At 71.1% G+C, this 17,914-nt stretch carries 17 protein-coding genes; 10 read left to right on the top strand and 7 right to left on the bottom strand.

Annotated features, from left to right (window positions below; translation table 11 throughout):
• Positions 1 to 106: 106 nt before the first annotated feature.
• Positions 107 to 778: a TetR/AcrR family transcriptional regulator gene (locus tag ABZ948_RS06455; RefSeq protein WP_359757801.1), complete on the bottom strand. Its 672-nt coding sequence runs from the start codon at positions 776 to 778 to the stop codon at positions 107 to 109.
• Between the two features lie 153 nt (positions 779 to 931).
• Here ABZ948_RS06455 and ABZ948_RS06460 point away from each other — a divergent pair, with 153 nt between their 5' ends.
• Complete coding sequence (locus ABZ948_RS06460; protein ID WP_359757803.1) at positions 932 to 2,050, top strand: PP2C family protein-serine/threonine phosphatase; 1,119 nt, start codon at positions 932 to 934, stop codon at positions 2,048 to 2,050.
• Between the two features lie 15 nt (positions 2,051 to 2,065).
• Here ABZ948_RS06460 and ABZ948_RS06465 read toward each other — a convergent pair whose 3' ends face one another.
• From ABZ948_RS06465 to ABZ948_RS06475, 3 genes are all read right to left on the bottom strand, one after another.
• The gene (locus ABZ948_RS06465; RefSeq protein ID WP_359757805.1) at positions 2,066 to 2,596 is read right to left on the bottom strand and encodes a cupin domain-containing protein; all 531 of its coding nucleotides are present in this window, start codon (positions 2,594 to 2,596) and stop codon (positions 2,066 to 2,068) included.
• Between the two features lie 76 nt (positions 2,597 to 2,672).
• Entirely contained in the window at positions 2,673 to 3,803 is a 1,131-nt protein-coding gene (locus ABZ948_RS06470) for a phosphotransferase family protein (RefSeq protein ID WP_359757807.1), read from the bottom strand.
• The gene (locus ABZ948_RS06475; protein WP_359757809.1) at positions 3,800 to 4,804 is read right to left on the bottom strand and encodes a C-terminal binding protein; all 1,005 of its coding nucleotides are present in this window, start codon (positions 4,802 to 4,804) and stop codon (positions 3,800 to 3,802) included. The genes ABZ948_RS06470 and ABZ948_RS06475 overlap by 4 nt, the downstream gene beginning before the upstream one ends.
• A 672-nt stretch (positions 4,805 to 5,476) precedes the next feature.
• On the opposite strand from ABZ948_RS06475, the gene ABZ948_RS06480 reads away from it, so the two are divergent.
• Entirely contained in the window at positions 5,477 to 6,745 is a 1,269-nt protein-coding gene (locus ABZ948_RS06480) for an MFS transporter (RefSeq protein WP_359757811.1), read from the top strand.
• Positions 6,746 to 6,826: 81 nt separating this feature from the next.
• Here ABZ948_RS06480 and ABZ948_RS06485 read toward each other — a convergent pair whose 3' ends face one another.
• Positions 6,827 to 7,606 carry a fumarylacetoacetate hydrolase family protein gene (locus ABZ948_RS06485; protein ID WP_359757813.1) on the bottom strand — a complete coding sequence of 260 codons (780 nt, stop codon included), beginning with the start codon at positions 7,604 to 7,606 and terminating at the stop codon, positions 6,827 to 6,829.
• A gap of 185 nt (positions 7,607 to 7,791) precedes the next feature.
• On the opposite strand from ABZ948_RS06485, the gene ABZ948_RS06490 reads away from it, so the two are divergent.
• Positions 7,792 to 8,823, top strand: a complete 1,032-nt coding sequence (locus tag ABZ948_RS06490) for a LacI family DNA-binding transcriptional regulator (protein WP_359757815.1) — start codon at positions 7,792 to 7,794, stop codon at positions 8,821 to 8,823.
• Positions 8,824 to 8,917: 94 nt separating this feature from the next.
• Here the strand turns inward: ABZ948_RS06490 and ABZ948_RS06495 are convergent, their stop codons facing one another.
• Together ABZ948_RS06495 and ABZ948_RS06500 are read right to left on the bottom strand one after the other, a co-directional pair.
• Entirely contained in the window at positions 8,918 to 9,439 is a 522-nt protein-coding gene (locus ABZ948_RS06495; RefSeq protein ID WP_359757817.1) for a hypothetical protein, read from the bottom strand.
• A gap of 326 nt (positions 9,440 to 9,765) precedes the next feature.
• Positions 9,766 to 10,359 (bottom strand): NADPH-dependent FMN reductase, encoded by a 594-nt coding sequence (locus ABZ948_RS06500; RefSeq protein WP_359757819.1) that lies wholly within the window; start codon positions 10,357 to 10,359, stop codon positions 9,766 to 9,768.
• 407 nt (positions 10,360 to 10,766) lie between these two features.
• Between ABZ948_RS06500 and eno the strand changes: the two genes are divergently transcribed.
• From eno to ABZ948_RS06535, 7 genes are all read left to right on the top strand, one after another.
• Positions 10,767 to 12,077, top strand: a complete 1,311-nt coding sequence (eno, locus tag ABZ948_RS06505; RefSeq protein WP_359757821.1) for a phosphopyruvate hydratase — start codon at positions 10,767 to 10,769, stop codon at positions 12,075 to 12,077.
• A gap of 60 nt (positions 12,078 to 12,137) precedes the next feature.
• Positions 12,138 to 13,142 (top strand): VOC family protein, encoded by a 1,005-nt coding sequence (locus tag ABZ948_RS06510; protein WP_359757823.1) that lies wholly within the window; start codon positions 12,138 to 12,140, stop codon positions 13,140 to 13,142.
• A gap of 24 nt (positions 13,143 to 13,166) precedes the next feature.
• Positions 13,167 to 13,718, top strand: coding sequence for a carboxymuconolactone decarboxylase family protein (locus ABZ948_RS06515; RefSeq protein ID WP_359757825.1), 552 nt, complete (start codon positions 13,167 to 13,169; stop codon positions 13,716 to 13,718).
• A gap of 49 nt (positions 13,719 to 13,767) precedes the next feature.
• Positions 13,768 to 14,868 carry an alcohol dehydrogenase catalytic domain-containing protein gene (locus tag ABZ948_RS06520; protein ID WP_359757826.1) on the top strand — a complete coding sequence of 367 codons (1,101 nt, stop codon included), beginning with the start codon at positions 13,768 to 13,770 and terminating at the stop codon, positions 14,866 to 14,868.
• A gap of 96 nt (positions 14,869 to 14,964) precedes the next feature.
• Positions 14,965 to 15,864, top strand: coding sequence for a LysR substrate-binding domain-containing protein (locus tag ABZ948_RS06525; RefSeq protein ID WP_359757827.1), 900 nt, complete (start codon positions 14,965 to 14,967; stop codon positions 15,862 to 15,864).
• Between the two features lie 210 nt (positions 15,865 to 16,074).
• Positions 16,075 to 16,938 (top strand): 3-hydroxybutyryl-CoA dehydrogenase, encoded by an 864-nt coding sequence (locus tag ABZ948_RS06530; protein ID WP_359757828.1) that lies wholly within the window; start codon positions 16,075 to 16,077, stop codon positions 16,936 to 16,938.
• 386 nt (positions 16,939 to 17,324) lie between these two features.
• Positions 17,325 to 17,840 (top strand): MarR family winged helix-turn-helix transcriptional regulator, encoded by a 516-nt coding sequence (locus ABZ948_RS06535; protein WP_359757829.1) that lies wholly within the window; start codon positions 17,325 to 17,327, stop codon positions 17,838 to 17,840.
• The last annotated feature ends 74 nt before the right edge of the window (positions 17,841 to 17,914 follow it).

Consider the following 17,914-nt stretch of genomic DNA (forward strand, 5'->3'; position numbering starts at 1 on the left):
GTTCGGGGGTTTCCGGTGGGCGCCGTCGCGCCGCCGGGGGGTGTTCGGCACCGGGGCGCAGAGGTGCGCCGAGCGCTCGTCGCGGAGGATCACTCGTCGCGGAGGATCAGTCGTTCTCGCGCTCCGGCGGGAGGGGCCGCCGTGCCGGGTCCGCGGCCGCGATGAGCTGGCGCAGCGCGCCGTAGTAGACCTCGTGGTCGGTCACCGCGGGCACGATCGCGGCGAGGTTGCCGCTCAGCACCGGGAACTCCTCCGGGTCGAGGGCGGCCAGGGCGGTGCGGGTGGCCGCCTGCGCGGCCTTGGCGTCGCCGTGGTCGACGAAGCCCGCGCTGCCGAGGGTGAGCAGATACATGCGCCGGTAGGCGGTGATCGCCTCCTCGGGGCTCATGCCGGCGGCGAGGCTGTCGGCGAGCTGCGGCTCGACGAGGCGGGCCAGCAGGTGAGGACCGAGCCAGGGCCGCGTCCCCCGCAGGGCGAGCAGCCCCGGGCGTTCCGCCAGCAGCCGGTAGAGCGCGGTGAACCTGACCTCGGTGGTGGTGGCCCAGTCGGCGTCCGGCCGGGGCTCGGGCAGCCGGGCGGCCAGGTGGTCCAGGCACAGGTCCAGCAGTCCGGCGAGATCGACGCACCGGCGCTGGAGCGAGGCGAGGGAGATCTCCAGCCGCGCCGCCAGCGCCCGGAACGTCAGGGCCTCGGGACCGCCCTCGTCGACGAGGAGCAGGGCGGTCTCCGCGATGCGGTCCGGCGTCGCGCGATCCAGCGAGGGTGAGTGACGAGGCATGCGAGTCATCGTACGGTACGACGTATCGCTCGTCACTGTCGCCAGTCCCGAGGTCGCCTCGCCATCTTTCCGCCGGACTGATGACACTGACGGCCGGGACATCCCGCGACCTGTACAACGGACGCAGAGATCACCACTCGTCCGGGAGTCCCCATGGCCCGTATCCGCCGCACCCGATCCGCCGACGCCCTGGACGCCATCGAGCCCCCGGACACCGTCCAGATGCTCGTCGGCGTGGTGTCGGTGACGGTGCTGGTGGAGTTCCTCGGCCTGGTCTCCGGATCCGAGGTGTGGCTCCTCGGACTGCTGGTCTTCCTGCCGGGCACGGCGTCGGCGCTGTGCACGGTCCGGCAGACGGCCTTCGTCGCCGTGTGGACCACGCTCGTCGTCACCTTCACCGTGCTGGTGCGGGACACCGACGTGGGCCGGTGGCTCGACCGGGCCCTGCTGGTGCTGCTCACCCTCGCCCTGGGCGCGACCTCCGTCTACGCCTGCCGCCGGCGTCTCGGACGCGAGCACGAGATGCTCCGTCTGCGCTCCACCGCCGCGGCCATGCAGCGGCACATCCTGCACCCACTCCCCGTCCTGACCGACGACGTCCTCGTCAACGGCGTCTACGAGCCCCTGCAGGAGGACCGTCTCGTCGGCGGCGACATCTACGACGTGGTGGACTCGCCGTGGGGCAGCCGCGTGCTGATCGGGGACGTGCAGGGCAAGGGCCTGGCGGCCGTCGGCGCCGCGTTCGCCGTCATCGGGGCCTTCCGTGAGGCGGCGTACCGCGAGCCCACGCTCACGGCGCTGGTCGACGCCCTCGACGCCGCCGTGGTGCGCCACAACTCCCATGCCGAGCAGGCCGGTGACGACGAGCGCTTCGTGACCGCGCTCGTCGTCGGTGTCGATGCCGGCCCGGAGGCGCAGATCGTCAACTGCGGGCACGTCCCGCCCCGGCTGGTGCGGGACGGCGTCGTCTCCACGCCCCGGCTGGACTCCGGCGTCCCGCTCGGTCTCGCGGAGCTGGCGGACGCGCCCACGACGGTCAACTGGTGCGCGTTCCCGGAGGGTTCGACGCTGCTGCTGACCACCGACGGGCTCGACGAGACCCGGTCCGCCGACGGCACGTTCTACCCGGTCGAGGAACGGCTCACCGGGCACCTGGGCCTCTCCCCCGCCGAACTGCCCCGGGCCCTGTACGAAGACGCCCGCGCCTTCGCCGACGACCACGGGCACGACGACGTCGCCGTCCTGACCGTCCGCCGCTCTCCCCACCGCTGACCGGCGGTCGCCCCATCAGCCCTCAGGCTCCGTGCCGATGAGGACGAACGCCATGGTCGTCGGACGGCCGCTGTCGTTGCGCCAGGCGTGCCGGGTGCCGTTCTGGATCACGATGTCCCCGGCGGAGAGCCGGGTGCGGTGGCCGTCGTCGAGTTCGAGGAGGATCTCGCCCTCCAGCACGATGCCGTAGTCCACGGTCGGTGTGGCGTGCATGCCGTCGGGCCCGATGAGTTCGGCGAGCCCGGGCGAGTCGGCGCGCTGCTCCCGGTCGAAGGCGACGGGGTCGAACGACGGGTCGGCCAGCGCGCCGTCCGGCGGGAAGGTCAGGACGATGAAGCGCGTGCCGCCCGGCGCCGGGAGCAGGGTGGTGACCTTCGGGGTGGGGTCCTCCCCGGCCCGGTTGGGAGGGTCCCCGGGGTCGGTGGCCCACGGCAGGCGGGACACCCAGCCGGGCAGGCTGGTGAACTCCCGGCTCCGCGGGATCGGGCCGTCGCTGACGACGACCGACCGGCCGTCCCCGTCATGGCCGGTGACGACCCTGCGCACGGCTCTCCCCTCCCCACGCACACGCCCGTCCTCTTCAGGCGTACGTCCGTCCTCTCCAGGCATACGCCCGTCCCCTCTACGCATACGTCCCTCCTCGCTCGGGCCCGCCGGACTCGCCCGACTGATCGGTCTCGCCCCACCCATCGGTCTCGGCGGACTCGGCGGACTCGGCCCGCACCGTCAGCGCGTTCTGCCAGGCGTCGACGACGTCCGCCACCGTCGGGGCGGGTGCGCGCAGCAGCGCGGTCGCCACCTCGCGGACGAACGACCGCTGCCGTTCGTCCGTGAGGTACTCCACCGGGGACTTGCCGTCGACGCGCGCGAGCAGCAGGGCCGGCAGCAGTGACGCGGCTCGCGCTTCGAGGTCCGGCCGCGGTTCCCAGTCGACGTACCGGACGTACTCCTCGGCGAGCACGCGGGCCGACCGCAGGAGTTCGGCGCGGCGCCCTGCCACCACCAGGCTCTTCAGGAGCAGGTGGTTGGCGCAGAAGGCCAGGTCGAAGGCCGGGTCCCCGTACCAGGCGCACTCGGCGTCCAGCAGTACCGGCGCGACCGGGCCGACGAGGATGTTCTTGGGGCTGACATCGCCGTGCACCAGGGTCAGACGGGTCCCGGCCGTGCGCTCGGCGAGGTCCTGGAGCACGGGGCCGAGGGCGGGGTGCGCGGCGGCCGTCGCCAGCAGGTAGGGCTCGATGCGCAGCGCGTGGAAGTTGTCGTCGGTGGCGAACCGGGCGGCGAGGGCGGCGTCGCCCGCACCGGCCGCGTGCAGGCTGCCGAGCAGTACCCCGACGGCCGCAGCGGTCGCGACCCGCACCTCGCCGTACAGGAGCTGCGCCTTCCACACCGGGTACCGCTCGGGGCGCAGGTACGCCATGGCGAAGAGGCCGGCCTCGGGGTCGTGGGCCAGCAGTTGCGGCACGCTGTCCGGGCGGTGCCGGGAGGCGAACCGCATCCAGGCCCACTCGTAGGCGTTGCGCGACACCGGCGCCTGCCAGTCGGCCGCGACCTTCAGCCGGGCCAGGGCGCGCTTGACGCAGAGGGAGCGGCCCGGGAGGTCCACCCGCCACAGGTCGGACGAGACGCCGCCGGTCAGCGGCGTCCAGTGTGCGGCCTCGCCCGGCTCGGCGAGCCGGTGGGCGGTGAGGAACGCGGTGAGGGCGGTGTCGGGCGCGGATCCTGCGGCCGTCCGCGCGGCAGCGGAGCTCATCGCGTCTCCCCCGGCCCGGCGGGCAGGCCACGCGGGCTGTTGCGGGCGTGCGCCGGCGCCTCGCCCGCGAGGATCCGCACGACCTCCTCGGCGGCGCGGCGGCGCAGTTCCGTGACCGACGCGTCGGAGGAGAAGGCGACGTGCGGGGTGAGCAGGGCACCCGGCTGGTCAAGGAGCGCGGCGGGGACGTGCGGTTCGGTCTCCAGGACGTCGAAGGCGGCGCCGGCCAGCTGCCCGCTGTCCAGCGCCTTGACGACCGCGTCGGTGTCGACGAGGCCGCCGCGGCTGACGTTGACGAGCAGGCCGCCGGGCTTCATCAGGGCCAGTTCGCCCGCTCCGACGAGGTGGTGGGTGGCGGGGGTGAGCGGCGCGTGGAGGATCACCACGTCGCTGCGGCGCAGCAGTTCCTCCAGGCCCACCGCCGCGACTCCGGGGACGTCCGCCGGCGGATGCGGGTCGTGGGCCAGGATCCGGCAGCCGAACGCGCCGAGCTTGGCCGCGGTGGCGCGTCCGATCCTGCCGAATCCGACGATGCCGCACGTCAGCGTCGACAGCCGGCGCAGCCGGGCGCTCGCGGGGTCCCAGCGGCCCGCCCGGACCTCGCGGTCGAAGAACGCCAGGCCGCGCGTCCACGCCAGCACCATGCCGACGGCGTGGTCGGAGACCTCCTCGACGCAGTAGTCCGGCACGTTGGTGACCCATACGCCCCGCTCGGTGGCGGCCTCCACGGCGATGTTGTCGAGCCCCACCCCCAGCCTGGCGACGATGCGCAGGTCCGGCGAAGCGCCGATCGCGGCGGCGGTCACGGGCGCCCAGCAGGTGAGGATCCCGGCTGGCCGGTGTCCGGCGACCAGTTCCTCGATCGTCCCGGCGGACGCGGGCTCGGCGGGGCCGGTGACCAGGGTGTGGCCCGCCTGCTCCACGACCGACCGCTCGACGCTGTCGTCGGGCCAGGCGTAATCGGTGAGCAGCACGGTGCCGGGGCGGCTCGGTGGTGTCATGGCAGGTCGTCCTCGCAGATTCGTGCGGCCGCGGCGGGCGGCGGGTGGCCGACGGCATGTCCGAAGGCCTGCATCCGCCAGGGGCGGGAGGGAGAGGGGTCGTCGGGCTGGGTGGACTGCCGGCGCTCGCCGACTTGTGGTCGGATCGGGCGCCGCGGGGCCCCTGGGACGGATCGCGCGATGTCGGGGCATGTCGAATTCACTCTGTCACAGCCACGTGATGCTAACGATAGCACTGGCGGACTTCGAGGCGTCAAGAGCACGGTGTGCGACTGTTCGCGCTCCCCGCACCGTCACGAAAAACCCGGCGACCACGGAAAACGAGAACTCACCGAAGAAATCCGGCGTTCACATCTTGACGCGCCGGGGACTTCCCCTCATGGTTTCTGCCAACGCCGACCGTGTGGCCCGAGAAGGAGCCCACGGGGTCCGGCTGTCGAAGACGCCACAGCCACGGACGTCCACGACGGGCGATATACGGCTGCATTCCGCGTGCGGTTTCCGATCGCGCGGCAGACCGTCGCCCCCTTCCGCCGGTCGGCGCCGACTCGTCTGCCCCGACTCGATCGAGTCCGTGTTCTGCTCACCCCTTCTCGCCGTCGCTCGTACGCCCTCGTACCGGCGAGGCATCCGCCGCGGTCCGCCGCGGCCCATTCCTCCTCAGGAGCCGCCATGACTCACGCAGCGCAAGTCGACACCGGTGCGGTGCCCGCCGACGGGACGCGGGAAAGCAGCAGCCCTGCCCTTTCCCGCGCCATGGTCGGGACGGGCTTCGCACTGATCGTCCTCTCCTACATGGTCAACGCGATGGACCGCCAGGTCTTCCCCCCGCTGCTGCCCGACATCCGTGCCGAGTACGGGTTCTCGCTGGAGCAGGGCGGCCTGCTGGCGACGAACTTCACCCTCGGCATGGCCCTGGCCGGCCTGCCCGCGGGCTACCTCCTGGACCGCTTCCGCCGCAAGACGGTGCTCCTGGCCAGCATCGTGCTCTACTCCCTGGGCACGATGGCCACGCCCCTGGCGGTCGGTTTCGCCGACATGACCCTGTACCGGGTCGTCTCCGGCTTCGGCGAGGGCATGCAGTCCGCGGCCATCTTCGCGGCGATGGGCGCCTACTTCGCCCACCGGCGCGGCCTCGCGTTCGGCGTCATCGGCCTCGGCTACTCCGTCGGCGTGTTCATCGCCCCGCTGATCGGCGTCCACCTCATGACCCTGCACGGCACCTGGCACTCGCCGTTCTACCTGTTCGGCACGGCCGGACTGCTGATCGCCGCCGCGTCCCTGTTCCTGGTCAGGACCGGTCTGACCGAGCGCTCCGTGGAGAAAGCCGTCGCCACCGAGACCCACGAGTCCATGCCGGCCTCCGCCTACAACCGCAACTCCCTCGCGCTGGCCGTCCACGCGGTGGTGAGCGGCGTGGCCATCTACGGGTTCCTGGGCCTCTACCCGACGTATCTCATCTCCTCGCTGCACTACTCCGCCGAGCAGGCGGCGCTGGCCATGAGCTTCCTGGGCTTCGGCGGCATGCTGGCGGTCCTGGGCGGCTGGCTCGGCGACCGCGTGGACCAGCGCTCCCTGCTGATCGCCAGCCTGCTGGCCGTCTCCGTCATCAGCGTGTGCGTCTACGAGACGCGCGCGGGGGTCGGCGTGCAGTGCGTGTTCGCCTTCCTCATGGGCGCCTTCGGGCTCGGCTTCGTCTATCCGAACACCAACAGCGCGATGCAGCGGGCCGTCCGCCCTTCGCAGATCGGCCGCGCCTCCGGCCTCTTCGTCACCAGCTACTACGGACCGGCGGCCTTCTCCGGTCTGCTCTTCGCCGCCCTGGTGGACTCCTTCGGATGGAGCCGGGCCGGACTGCTGCAGGTCACGCTCCTGCCGCTGGTGGGGGTGGTCGCCCTGCTCTTCATCCGTCCCGCCGGGTTCAACAACGCGGTCCGCTAGCGGACCCGCCACCGGCACACCGAAGGGCCTGCCCACCGCCGAGCGGTGGGCAGGCCCTCGTATGTGGTCACCGGGCCGGCGTCAACGGCTCTCGGCCACGACCGGGTTGCGCAGCACGCCGATGCCCTCGATCTCGACCTCCACCACGTCTCCGGGGCGGATCGGCCCGACTCCGGACGGGGTGCCGGTCATGATCACGTCTCCGGGCAGCAGCGTCAGATGCCGGCTGAGGTAGCCGATGATGCCGGGAACCGTGAGCAGCAGGTCGGCCGTGCTCGCCGACTGCACGACGGTGCCGTTCAGCCGGGTCGTCAACGCCAGGTCCGAGGGGTCGAGCCCGGTCGCGAGGACGGGCCCGAGGGGCGCGAAGGTGTCCTGGCCCTTTCCGATCAGCAGCGTCCCGAACGCGCTCTCCTTGCGCTGGACGACGCGATCGCTGACGTCGTTGCCGCAGGTGTATCCGAGAACGTACTCATGGGCCTCGGACGGCTTCACATGGCGGGCTTCCTTTCCGATGACGACGACCAACTCGCCCTCGAAATGCACGATCTCGCCGTCCGCCGGATAGACGATCGCGTCTCCCGGCCCCACCACCGCCGTGCTCGGTTTCATGAAGCACACGGGAACGTCCGGAATCTCACGGTCGGTCTCGTCGACGTGTGAGGCGTAGTTGTAGGCGAATCCGAAGATCCGGGGTTTCTCGACCGGCGACAGAAGGACGACGTCGCCGACTTCGTCGATGTGCCCCGTGGGGGACAACCCGGTGAAGGGATCACCCTCGAATCTGGCGATTCTCGCGTCACCGTATTCGAGTTCCCCATAGTGACGCACGCCGCCGACGGCATACCTGACGATCCGCACGGAAACCTCCTGCAACTAGGCGGCCGGGAGCGGCTGCACGGCCCCTCCAGCAGTGCTAACGTTAGCACAGACGCGATGATCAATCGCGTTTCGCTCCATCCGCGACCACAGAGCGCAACGAGAGTGCTATCGTTGGCACACGGACAGTGACGGCACGGGACCAGGCAGCCGAGGGGGCCCTTCACGTGATCACGACCAGGGACATCGCCGAGCGCATCGGGGTCTCCGTGTCGACGGTGGGACGGGCGCTCGCCGACGATCCCCGCATCAGCGAGGAGACCAAGGGCCGGGTGCGGCAGGCCGCGTCGGAGCTGGGCTACGTCGGCAATCGCGCGGCGCGGATGATGCGCGGGGCGTCCAGCAACGTGGTCGCGCTGGTGATCCCGGACATCCGCAACAGCTTCTACTCGACCATCGCGCACGAGCTGTCCAAGAACATGGAGGCCGAGGGCTTCCAGCTGATGCTCTCGGAGACCGATGACGACCGGCTGGCGGAGCTGCGCCACCTGCGGGAGCTGTCCGCGAACCGCGTGGCCGGCGTCATCATCGTGCCCACCGCGCGCCCGCACAGCGAGTCGGTCAAACTGCTGCGCGCCGTGCCGCACCTGCAGCTGCTGCGCAAGCACCCCTCGCTCGGCTCCCAGTGGTTCGGGGTGGACGACCACGAGGCGCTGCGCCGGGCGACGGCCCATCTGGTCGCGCAGGGCCACACCCGCATCGCCTACCTCGGCGGCCCCGAGGAACTGCCCACGGGCGCGGAGCGCCTGCGCGGTTTCCGCAGCGCGCTGCGCGAAGGCGGCCTGCCGGACGACGCCGGGCGCACGGAACTGGGGCCGCCGTCGTCGATCCAGTACGGCCGCGAGGCGGTGCGCAGGCTGCTGGACTCACCGGACGCGCCGTCCGCGCTCGTGTCGGGGTCGATCCAGCTCACCCTCGGCATCCTGGAGGAACTGTCCCGGCAGGGCGTGAAGGTGCCCCGGGAACTGTCGGTGGTCGGCTTCGGGGACGAGCCCGGTTTCTCCTGGTGGGGCCCCGGCCTCACCACGGTCGGCCTGCCGATCCAGGAGATGGCGACCGGCTGCGCCCTGTGGCTGCTGCGCCGCCTGAAGACCAAGCCGAGCAACGACGGCCCGTACACGTCGGTCTCCCCCGGCTCACTGATCCTGCGCGGCAGCACGGCACCGCCCGGCGACAGGGGCCCGTCCAAGTCCGCGTGAGCCGCGGGGAATTCGGCCGGTCGCGGGAGTGGACCGGCGAGGGGCCGCCCGGCCTCTGTCCGGACAGCCCCTCGGCGGGAACCGCGTCAGCCTGCTAGGCGTTGTTGTTGATCCACGGCGCCTCGCTGATGTCGCTGGGAGTGCAGGAGGTGTTCACAAGGTCGCGACGGCAGGTCTGGAAGCGCACCCTGCTGCCCTTGCCTTCGAAGTAGTTGGTGCTGGAGGACTCGTAGTAGTCCTTGTTGCACGCACCCCAGTTGGGGGCGCCCAGGTTGTTGTTGCACCAGCCGTATCGGTACGGCTGCCAGACGGCGTTCTTGCCCTTGAGCCAGTTCTCCCAGTAGATGAAGGTCTGGTTCCCGTCTCCGAGGGAGTCCTGGATGCTCCACTTGTCGCCGTACCTGGTGAAGCAGCCCTTGGCCGTCCTGTCGTACGAGAGCGATTTGGGGTTCCAGACGAAGACTTCCGAGCAGGACTCACCCGCCGACTCATAGGTGAGCGTGGACATCTCGTCCTCGAAGGGTTTCTCGAAGTCCACAGCGAGGGCCTGGCCCTGCCCCGCTATGAGAACGGTGAAGATGACTGCGATCGCTGCGACTACGGAACGGATGCGCATCTGTCTCCTCGGAGATCACGCGGACGAATGGAGAAGCTGCCGACTGCCGGGGAAAACCGCGGCGCGCCCGGCGACGCCGTACCAGGCCGATGACTCCACCTTGGTTTCGGCTTGGTTCCCTGTGGGGCCGAGCTTGCCGACATCGTCCGCACCGGAGCAACAGTCTGATGTGTCCCGGACAATCGCGGCCTGTCCGGCCTGGTCAGCGGCTTGTCCCGGACACCGTCCGGCTCTCCGGCGTGACACCCAGGGCTTCCTGCACCGGTTCTGACAACTGACGTCCCTAGGCTCGGCGCCCCGGGCGACTTCGCGCCGACGCGGCCGTGTCAGAACTCCCCGCCGCGCAGCCGCCGCATGACGGTCGCGGTCCGCGCGAGTTCGTCGAGTATGCGCTCGGCCGCCCGCTCGTGGATCTTGCCGGGGCGGAAAGCGCCGTCCTCGACGCGTTCGTCGACGAACGGGATGCTCACGGTCGGACCGATCGGCAGCATCCGCAGGTTCGCCACGACCGACTTGCCCATCTGCACCGCCCGCGTGCCCGCCGAGACACCCCCGTAGCCGACGAACCCGGCCGACTTGTGCTGCCATTCCACGGCGAGGAAGTCCCACGCGTTCTTCAGGGGCGCGGGGAAACCGCCGTTGTACTCCGGGGTGACGAACACGAACGCGTCCGAGGCGTCGACGATCCGGCTCCAGGCCCGGGTGTGGCTCTTGGTGTAGCGCCGCTGCGCCGGCGGATGCGGCTCGTCGAAGAACGGCAGGGCGAGTTCACGCAGGTCGACCAGGCGTGCCGCGAACCGGCCGTTCTCCGTAACCCGGCCGGTGAACCAGTCCGCGACGGACCTGCCCACCCGCCCGGGACGCGTGCTGGCCACCACGGTGGTGAGGGCGATGGGCGCCGCGGAGGGCTCGGATGTCATGTCGGGCTCGCTTTCCTGCCGGCTGCGGTCGGGCCCGGCGGACCCACGCCTCCTGTGCTGTCCGTCCGTCCAGGAGCGCGGGCCCGCCGAAGGCTCCGCCGGAGCGCCACGGAGCGCACAACGGAGTGTGCGAACGATAGCACGCGACCGCGGGAGGACCCTGGAGACCAGAAACAAACACCTTGTGCGTGAGGTCCAGCCGCCCGCCACCCCTTGACACAACCGTCGATCCTTCGCACGATTGCGCTATCGATAGCACAACGAGCCGCAGCGGATGCGCTTCTCCCGTCCGCTCCCCTGTCCCGTACGCCCCCGGGTGCCGCCCCACCGGGCCCGCCCCACCGGGCTCGCGCCCGTCGCGCGGCGAGGACTCTCTTACGCCTCGGACTTCGAAAGGTTGCACCGCCATGACAGACGCGCGGATCGCCAGGCTCCACGGCCGCAGGGTGTGGGACTCCCGCGGGCGCCCCACCGTGGAGGTCGAGGCCCACCTCGCGGACGGCTCGGTCGGCAGGGCCATCGCACCGGCGGGGGCCTCGACCGGGCAGGGCGAAGCGCTCGACCTGCGCGACGGGGGCCGGCGCTTCGGCGGGCTGGACGTCCTGCGCGCCGTCGGCTCGGTCAACCAGGAGATCGCGCCCGCACTGCTGGACCGCGACGCGACCGATCAGGAAGCCGTCGACCGGCTGCTGGTGGACCTCGACGGCACCCCCGACCGCGGCCGTCTCGGCGGGAACGCGATCGTGGCCACGTCCATGGCGGTGCTGCACGCCGCCGCCGCCTCGGCGGGCGTACCCCTGTGGCAGCACCTCGCGGCGGGGCGCCCGGTCCGCATCCCCCTGCCGGAGATCCAGATCTTCGGCGGCGGCGCCCACGCGGACCGCCGCGTCGACGTCCAGGACTTCATGGTCGTCTGCCCCGCGGCGCGCAGCTTCGCCGAGGCCCTGGACTGGACGGCGGAGATCTACCGGGCGGCCGGCAGCCTGATGCGCCGGGCGGGCAAGGCCCAGGGCGTGGCCGACGAGGGCGGCTTCTGGCCCGCGTTCGACTCCAACGAAGAGGCCCTGGAGACGCTGACCCGCGCCATCGAGACCGCCGGTTTCGCGCCCTCGGCCCAGGTCGGCATCTCACTCGACGTCGCGGCCTCCCAGTTCGGCAGCGGCGGCAGGTACACCCTCGCGCTCGACGACCGCACGCTGGACACCGCGGAGCTGCTCGACCTGCTCGGCGGCTGGATCGAGCAGTACCCGATCCTGTCCGTCGAGGACCCGGTGGGCGAGGACGACACCGACGGCATGGTGGAGTTCACCCGGCGCCACGGCCACCGCTGCCAGGTGATCGGTGACGACTACCTGGTCACCGACGCCAAGCGGGTGGAGGCCGCGGCCACCGGCGGCGCGGTGAACGCCGTCCTCGTCAAGCCGAACCAGGCCGGCACGGTCACCGAGGCCCACCAGGCCCTGTGCGCCGGGCAGGACGCCGGCTTCGGCACGATCGTCTCGGCCCGGTCCGGGGAGACGGAGGACGTCACCATCGCCCACCTGAGCGTGGGATGGGACGCGGGCCAGCTGAAGGTGGGCTCGTTCACGCGGTCCGAGCGCATGGCCAAGTGGAACGAGGTCCTGCGCATCGAGGAGTCCCTCGGAGATTCCGCGGAATTCAGCGGCTGGTCGGTCTTTCCGTTCGCCGGTTCCGCGCCTTCCACGACCAGGTCGTAAAGCATTCCCGCCGTATTAGAGTCAGCGAAATCCAGAGCCGATCGGAGCACGGAGACCAGCATGCTGCCCCCCGTAAATCTGCGCCCGAGTTTCAACATCACCCGAACCAGCCATGTGCGTCTCACCGTGGCCGATCTCACCGAGAGCCGGAATTTCTACACCAGGGCCCTGGGGCTCGTCGTCAGCGACGAGGACGAGCGCACCTGCTACCTGCGCGGTCTGGCCGAGGCCTGCCACCACAGTCTCGTCCTGGAGCTGGACGAGGAGGGGGCAGGCGCCTGCCGGAGGATCGGTTTCCGGGTCTTCCTCGACGAGGACCTCGACATCGCCCACGCATGGTTCCGCGACCGGGGGCTGCCCGCCGAGTGGGTCGACCTCCCGTACCAGGCCCGCACCCTGCACGTCACCGATCCCGCGGGGACGCCGCTGGAGCTCTGCGCGCACATGGAGACGCGGCCGAGGCTGCACATCGCCTTCGAGCACCACCAGGGCGCCCACGCCCAGCGGCTCGACCACTTCCAGACCTTCGCGCCGAACGCCTACGAGCTGACCGCGTTCTACGGCGAACTCGGCTTCCGGAACTCCGAGTACCTCGCGCACGGCGACAAGCTGCTGAGTTCCTTCATGTACCGCAAGGGCACCACCCTGGACCTCGCCCTCGTGGAGAACACGGGTCCCGCCCTGCACCACTTCGCCTACACCGTCTCCGAGAGCCGGGACATCTTCACCGCCTGCGACTGGGCGGGCATCCTCGGCTACGGCGAGGGCGTCGAGCGGGGCCCCGGGCGGCACGGCCCGGGCGGCATGCTCTTCACCTACCTCCGCGACCCGGACGGGCACCGGGTGGAGGTCTTCAACGCCCACTACCAGACCATCGACACGGAGATCGAGCCGGTGCGGTGGGACGCCGGGTCGCTGAGCACCAACGTCCGCTGGGGCTTCCCCGCGCTGGAGAAGTGGTACGTCGAGGCGTCGCCGTTCGTGGGGACCCCGCAGACACCGCCCGCCGAGCCGCCGCGGCCGATGACGCTCGAGCGGTACCTGCTCGACCGGTCCGCCCACTGACCCGTCCGTCCCCGAGGAGACACCATGGCACGCGTTCCCTACCTGCGCCGCGAGGACGCCGACGAGGCGCACAAGCCCCTGTACGACCGGCTCGAAGCCGAGCGCAAGGTCCCGACGGCGAACATCTTCCTCGCCCTGGCGGGCGCGCCGGAGCAGTTGGACGCCTTCCTGACCTACGCCAACGCGCTGCGGGCCGCCGACCTCAGCCCCAGGCTGCGCGAGCTGGCCATCCTGACCGTGGGGCACGCGACCCGCTCCGCGTACGAGGTCGCCCACCACCAGTCGCACGGTCTCAAGGCCGGGCTGACCCGCGAACAGCTCGCGGCGGTGGCCGACTTCGAGACGTCCGGCCTGTTCGACGAGACGGAGAAGGCGGTGATGCGCCTCGCGCGGGAGTCCACCCTCGAAGTCGACGTCTCCGAGGAGACATGGCGGGCCGCAGCCCGCCACCTGACGGACCGGCAAATGGTGGAATTGTCGTTGTCCATCGCCTGGTACAACTCCGGCGTCCGCATCATGGGGCTGCTGGACATCGACCTCGAGGACAATTACCCGCACCCGTTCCCGAATTCTTGATTCCACGGCACCGTACGGCCCTCAATTCCGGAGTATTTCAATGACGAAAATGCTCGCTGCACGACTGCACGCGCTCGGTGAGCCGATGTCCGTGGACACGATCGACGTGCCCACTCCGCGGCCGACCGACGTGCTGGTGCGGGTCAAGGCATGCGGAATCGTCCCCAACATGGCCAACGTGATCAACAACTGGCCCACCTGGTACCCGCACCAGCCGCTGCCCAAGCTGCCCGCGATCTTCGGCCTGGACCCGGCGGGCGTGGTCGAGGCGGTCGGCGAGGCGGTGCTCAACACCAAGCCCGGCGACCGGGTCTACGTCAGCCCGCTGCGGTCCTGCGGCAGCTGCCAGGTGTGCCGCGGCGGCGAGCTCAGCCGGTGCCGCTACTTCACCCTCAACGGGTACTTCAGCACCTCCCGCGACGGCCAGCGCATCTTCGACCTCTACCCCTACGGCGGCTTCGCCGAGTACATGACGGCGCCGCAGTACGCGATCGTCAACCTCCCCGACACCATGACGTTCGAGCAGGCGGGAAAGCTCGGCTACATCGGCACCTCCTACGGTGCCCTCAGGCACGCGGCGGCCGGCCCCGGCCAGGTCGCCCTGATCGACGGGATCACGGGCACGCTCGGCGTCGCCTCCACCCTCCTCGCCCTGGCCTCGGGTGTCTCCCGGGTCCTCGGCACGGGCCGCAACGAGGAACTCCTCAAGCGGGTCAAGGAGTTGGCCCCCGACCGGATCGAGGTCATGCGGCTGGGCGAGGGCTCCAGCGGCGAGTGGGCCAAGTCCCGCACCGGCGGCGAGGGCGCGGACTTCGTCATCAGCGCGCTCGGCGCCAAGGCCCCGGTGGAGACGATGCTCGACTCCCTGCGGGGCGTGCGCCGCGGCGGCAGGGTCGTCAACGTCGGCGGCGTGGCCGACCGGCTGCCCGTGGACGTGAAGTGGCTCATGGACGAGCAGGTCCAGCTGATCGGGTCCAACTGGTTCACCACCGCGCAGGGCCAGGAGGTCGCCGACATGGTGGCGACCGGGGCCCTGGACCTGTCGTACCTGATCACCAAGCCCTTCCCGCTGTCCAAGGTCAACGAGGCGATCTCCGGACGGGCCACGGACCTCGACGGTGGTTTCAGCAACTACGTCGTGATCCCCTGAACCCGGGATCCCCCCTGCTCACCCCGCGGCGGTCCTGTTCTGCCCTGACGCCGCCGCGGGGTGATCCCAGCACGACGGCGTACGACGGAGGTACCGGTGGAACTGCGCTGGCTGGAATCGTTCGTGGTGGTCGCGGAGGAACTCCACTTCGCGCGGGCCTCGGACCGTCTGCACCTGGCACCGTCGGCGCTCAGCGCCCAGATCAGGGCGCTGGAGTCCCATCTGGGCGCACGGCTCATCGACCGCGGACGGCGTACCCGCCCCGCCCTGACCAGTGCCGGGCGGCTGTTCCTCGAGGAGGCGCGGCTGACCCTGGCGCAGGCCGCCCGGGCCGAGGCGGTGGGCCGGCGGGCCGGGCGCGGGGAGGTGGGGCACGCCCAGATCGCGTACGTCGCCTCGGCCGCGTTCTCCGGAGTGCTCACCGACGTCCTCTCCCGCTGCGCGGCCCTCGGCACCGAACTGACCGTGCACGTGCGAGAGTTGGAGACTCCTGCCCAGTTGGAGGCCCTCGTCTGCGGGGACGTCGACGTCGGCTTCCTGCGCTGGCGGCCGGAGTACCCGCCCGAGGTGACGGCCACCTGTCTGCTCGGCGAGCAGGTCGTCCTGGCGCTGCCGGCGGCCGCGCCGCTCGCGGCGTACGAGGCCGTACCGGCGGCGCGACTGCGTGACGAGTGCTTCGTGGCCCCGCACTTCGACGAGGAGTACGGCTGCCGCGACCAGATCCTCGAGGTGGCGGAGCGAGGCGGCTTCACGCCCCGGTGCGCTCCCCCCGTGCGGGACTTCATCGCGGCTCTCACCATGGTGGGCGGCGGTCTCGGGGTGGCTCTGGTCCCGGACTCGCTGCGCCGGGTGCGGATCCCGGGCGTGGCGTACCGGCCGCTGGCGGACGTGGCGCTGACGACCCGGCTGGTCGGCGCCTACCGCAAGGGGGAGACGTCGCCCGCGGTGCGCGGCGTGATCCGCCGGCTGCGGGAGGCCGCCGCCGCCACGGCCTGAACCGTCGATCCGCGTCCGGGCGTCCGGCACGATCCGGACGCCCCCTCGGCATGTCCGGGCTCTCCTCACCACCGGACCGACGCACGTTTGTACGCGGATGACGCACCGTCCGAGCAGGTCAGAGGGGGTCTGACCGCCCTACGCTCGGCACTGCGGCACACACCATGGCGGCGGTCGGCCGCCGCCCGACGGAGGACAGCGGAGAGGCACATGACAGGGATCAGGAACGTGGGCGTCGTGGGCGCGGGCCAGATGGGCCGGGGCATCACCGAGGTGTGTGCCCGGGCCTGGCTGCACGTCACGTTGTGCGACGTGACCGAGGACAGGGCCCGGGCCGGGCTGGCGGGCGTGGCGGACTCCCTGCTGAAGGCGGAGAAGCGCGGCGCCCTCTCACCCGAGGACCGCGCGCACGCCCTGGCCGGCATCTCGGTCACCGGCGATCTCTCCCGCCTGGGCGGGGCGGACCTGGTCGTCGAGGCCGCCGTCGAGGACGAGCGGGCCAAGACGGCGCTGTTCCGGCAGCTGGGCGAGGTCACAGGCCCGGAGGCCGTACTGGCCAGCAACACCTCCTCGATCCCCATCGCCCGGCTCGCGGCCGCGGCCGGGCGTCCCGAGACGGTGATCGGGCTGCACTTCTTCAACCCGGTCCCCGTCATGCCGCTGGTCGAGATCGTCCCCTCGCTGCACACCTCGCAGGCCACCGAGCGGCGGGTGCGCGCCTTCGCGGGCGAGACCCTGGGCAAGCGGACGATCGTCGCGCAGGACCGCGCCGGCTTCGTGGTGAACTCCCTGCTGATCCCCTACCTGTTGGCCGCCGTGCGGCTGGTCGGCTCCGGCACCGCGACGGCGGAGGACATCGACACCGGGATGACCGCCGGCTGCGCCCACCCCATGGGCCCGCTGCGCCTGGCGGACCTCATCGGACTGGACACGGTGGCGGCGATAGGCGAGGCGCTCTACGAGGAGTACCGGGAACCCCTGTACGCCCCTCCCCCGCTGCTGCGCCGCATGGTCGAATCGGGCCTGCTGGGCCGCAAGTCGGGGCAGGGCTTCTTCGACTACCGGGCCGCCTGAGGTCATCGGCGCGCCGCGCGCGCCTGTCGGGGACTCATGCCGTACGCGACGAATTCCCTGTTGAATCGGCGTGCTGAAGCCGATCTCACAACTCCAACGGCGTCCTGACCATCGTCCGCCTGAGGGAGTCGCGCGCGGCGGAAGCCGAAGAGATCGCCCAGCTCAAGGCCGACGTTGAAGCACTGGTCGGCACCCTGCACCCAGGTCACGATGGAAAACAGCCACTTGCACCAGCAGCTCGCCGACCGCCATGCCACCGTCCGCAGACTGACGACGCAGGCCACGCTCGGCCCATAGCAGGCCCTTCACCGGCATTCGCGGAGAGTCCCGATACCGGTGACCTACAATTAATTGTCTACGGAAGATAATTCTCTGGAAGATGAGTAATGGCTGACGCTGACCTGAAGCTGCTGTACCGGGAACTGGTCTCGCTGGAGATCGAGTTGTGGGGCGGCATCGAGGAGCGGTTGCGTGCGGAGTACGACCTGGCGCTGACCTCGTTCGAGGTGCTGCACCTGCTGTTGAGGCGGCCTGGGCGGCGGATCCAGGACATCGCGGAGGAGTTCTCGATCACGGTGGGCGGCACGAGCAAGGTTGTCGACCGTCTGGAGGCGGCGGGGCTGTGTGGTCGGAAGGCCAATCCGAACGACCGGCGTTCCTCGATCGTCGAGCTCACCCCTGAGGGGCGGAAGCTGGTGGACGGGGCGCTGAAGGTCTTCGAGGAGGAGCTGGAACTGCGGATCGGGTCGGTGATTCCCGAGGAGTCGGTACGCGAGGTGACCGCGGTCCTCAGCACTCTGCGGGCGGCCGGACGTGCTCTGGACGCGGAACGGAAGGCCGCGGGTCAGACGCCGGTCCCGGGGACTCGGGCGCCGAAGCAGCCCGGCCGGTCGGCCTCGTGAGCCAGGGCGTCTCGGGCAGGCCAATGGGCGGCTGGTGCGGGGCAGATGAGCATGGTCATCTGCCCCGCACCAGC

This window comes from Streptomyces olindensis, assembly GCF_040645895.1.
In the GTDB taxonomy this organism is placed as follows: Bacteria; Actinomycetota; Actinomycetes; order Streptomycetales; family Streptomycetaceae; genus Streptomyces; species Streptomyces olindensis.

Excerpts from the sequence above, each read along its gene's own strand:
- ABZ948_RS06455 (WP_359757801.1), bottom strand. The coding sequence starts at position 778 with ATGCCTCGTCACTCACCCTCGCTGGATCGCGCGACGCCGGACCGCATC.
- ABZ948_RS06460 (WP_359757803.1), top strand. The coding sequence starts at position 932 with ATGGCCCGTATCCGCCGCACCCGATCCGCCGACGCCCTGGACGCCATC.
- ABZ948_RS06470 (WP_359757807.1), bottom strand. The coding sequence starts at position 3,803 with ATGAGCTCCGCTGCCGCGCGGACGGCCGCAGGATCCGCGCCCGACACC.
- ABZ948_RS06475 (WP_359757809.1), bottom strand. The coding sequence starts at position 4,804 with ATGACACCACCGAGCCGCCCCGGCACCGTGCTGCTCACCGATTACGCC.
- ABZ948_RS06480 (WP_359757811.1), top strand. The coding sequence starts at position 5,477 with ATGACTCACGCAGCGCAAGTCGACACCGGTGCGGTGCCCGCCGACGGG.
- ABZ948_RS06495 (WP_359757817.1), bottom strand. The coding sequence starts at position 9,439 with ATGCGCATCCGTTCCGTAGTCGCAGCGATCGCAGTCATCTTCACCGTT.
- ABZ948_RS06500 (WP_359757819.1), bottom strand. The coding sequence starts at position 10,359 with ATGACATCCGAGCCCTCCGCGGCGCCCATCGCCCTCACCACCGTGGTG.
- eno (WP_359757821.1), top strand. The coding sequence starts at position 10,767 with ATGACAGACGCGCGGATCGCCAGGCTCCACGGCCGCAGGGTGTGGGAC.
- ABZ948_RS06510 (WP_359757823.1), top strand. The coding sequence starts at position 12,138 with ATGCTGCCCCCCGTAAATCTGCGCCCGAGTTTCAACATCACCCGAACC.
- ABZ948_RS06515 (WP_359757825.1), top strand. The coding sequence starts at position 13,167 with ATGGCACGCGTTCCCTACCTGCGCCGCGAGGACGCCGACGAGGCGCAC.
- ABZ948_RS06520 (WP_359757826.1), top strand. The coding sequence starts at position 13,768 with ATGCTCGCTGCACGACTGCACGCGCTCGGTGAGCCGATGTCCGTGGAC.
- ABZ948_RS06530 (WP_359757828.1), top strand. The coding sequence starts at position 16,075 with ATGACAGGGATCAGGAACGTGGGCGTCGTGGGCGCGGGCCAGATGGGC.
- ABZ948_RS06535 (WP_359757829.1), top strand. The coding sequence starts at position 17,325 with ATGGCTGACGCTGACCTGAAGCTGCTGTACCGGGAACTGGTCTCGCTG.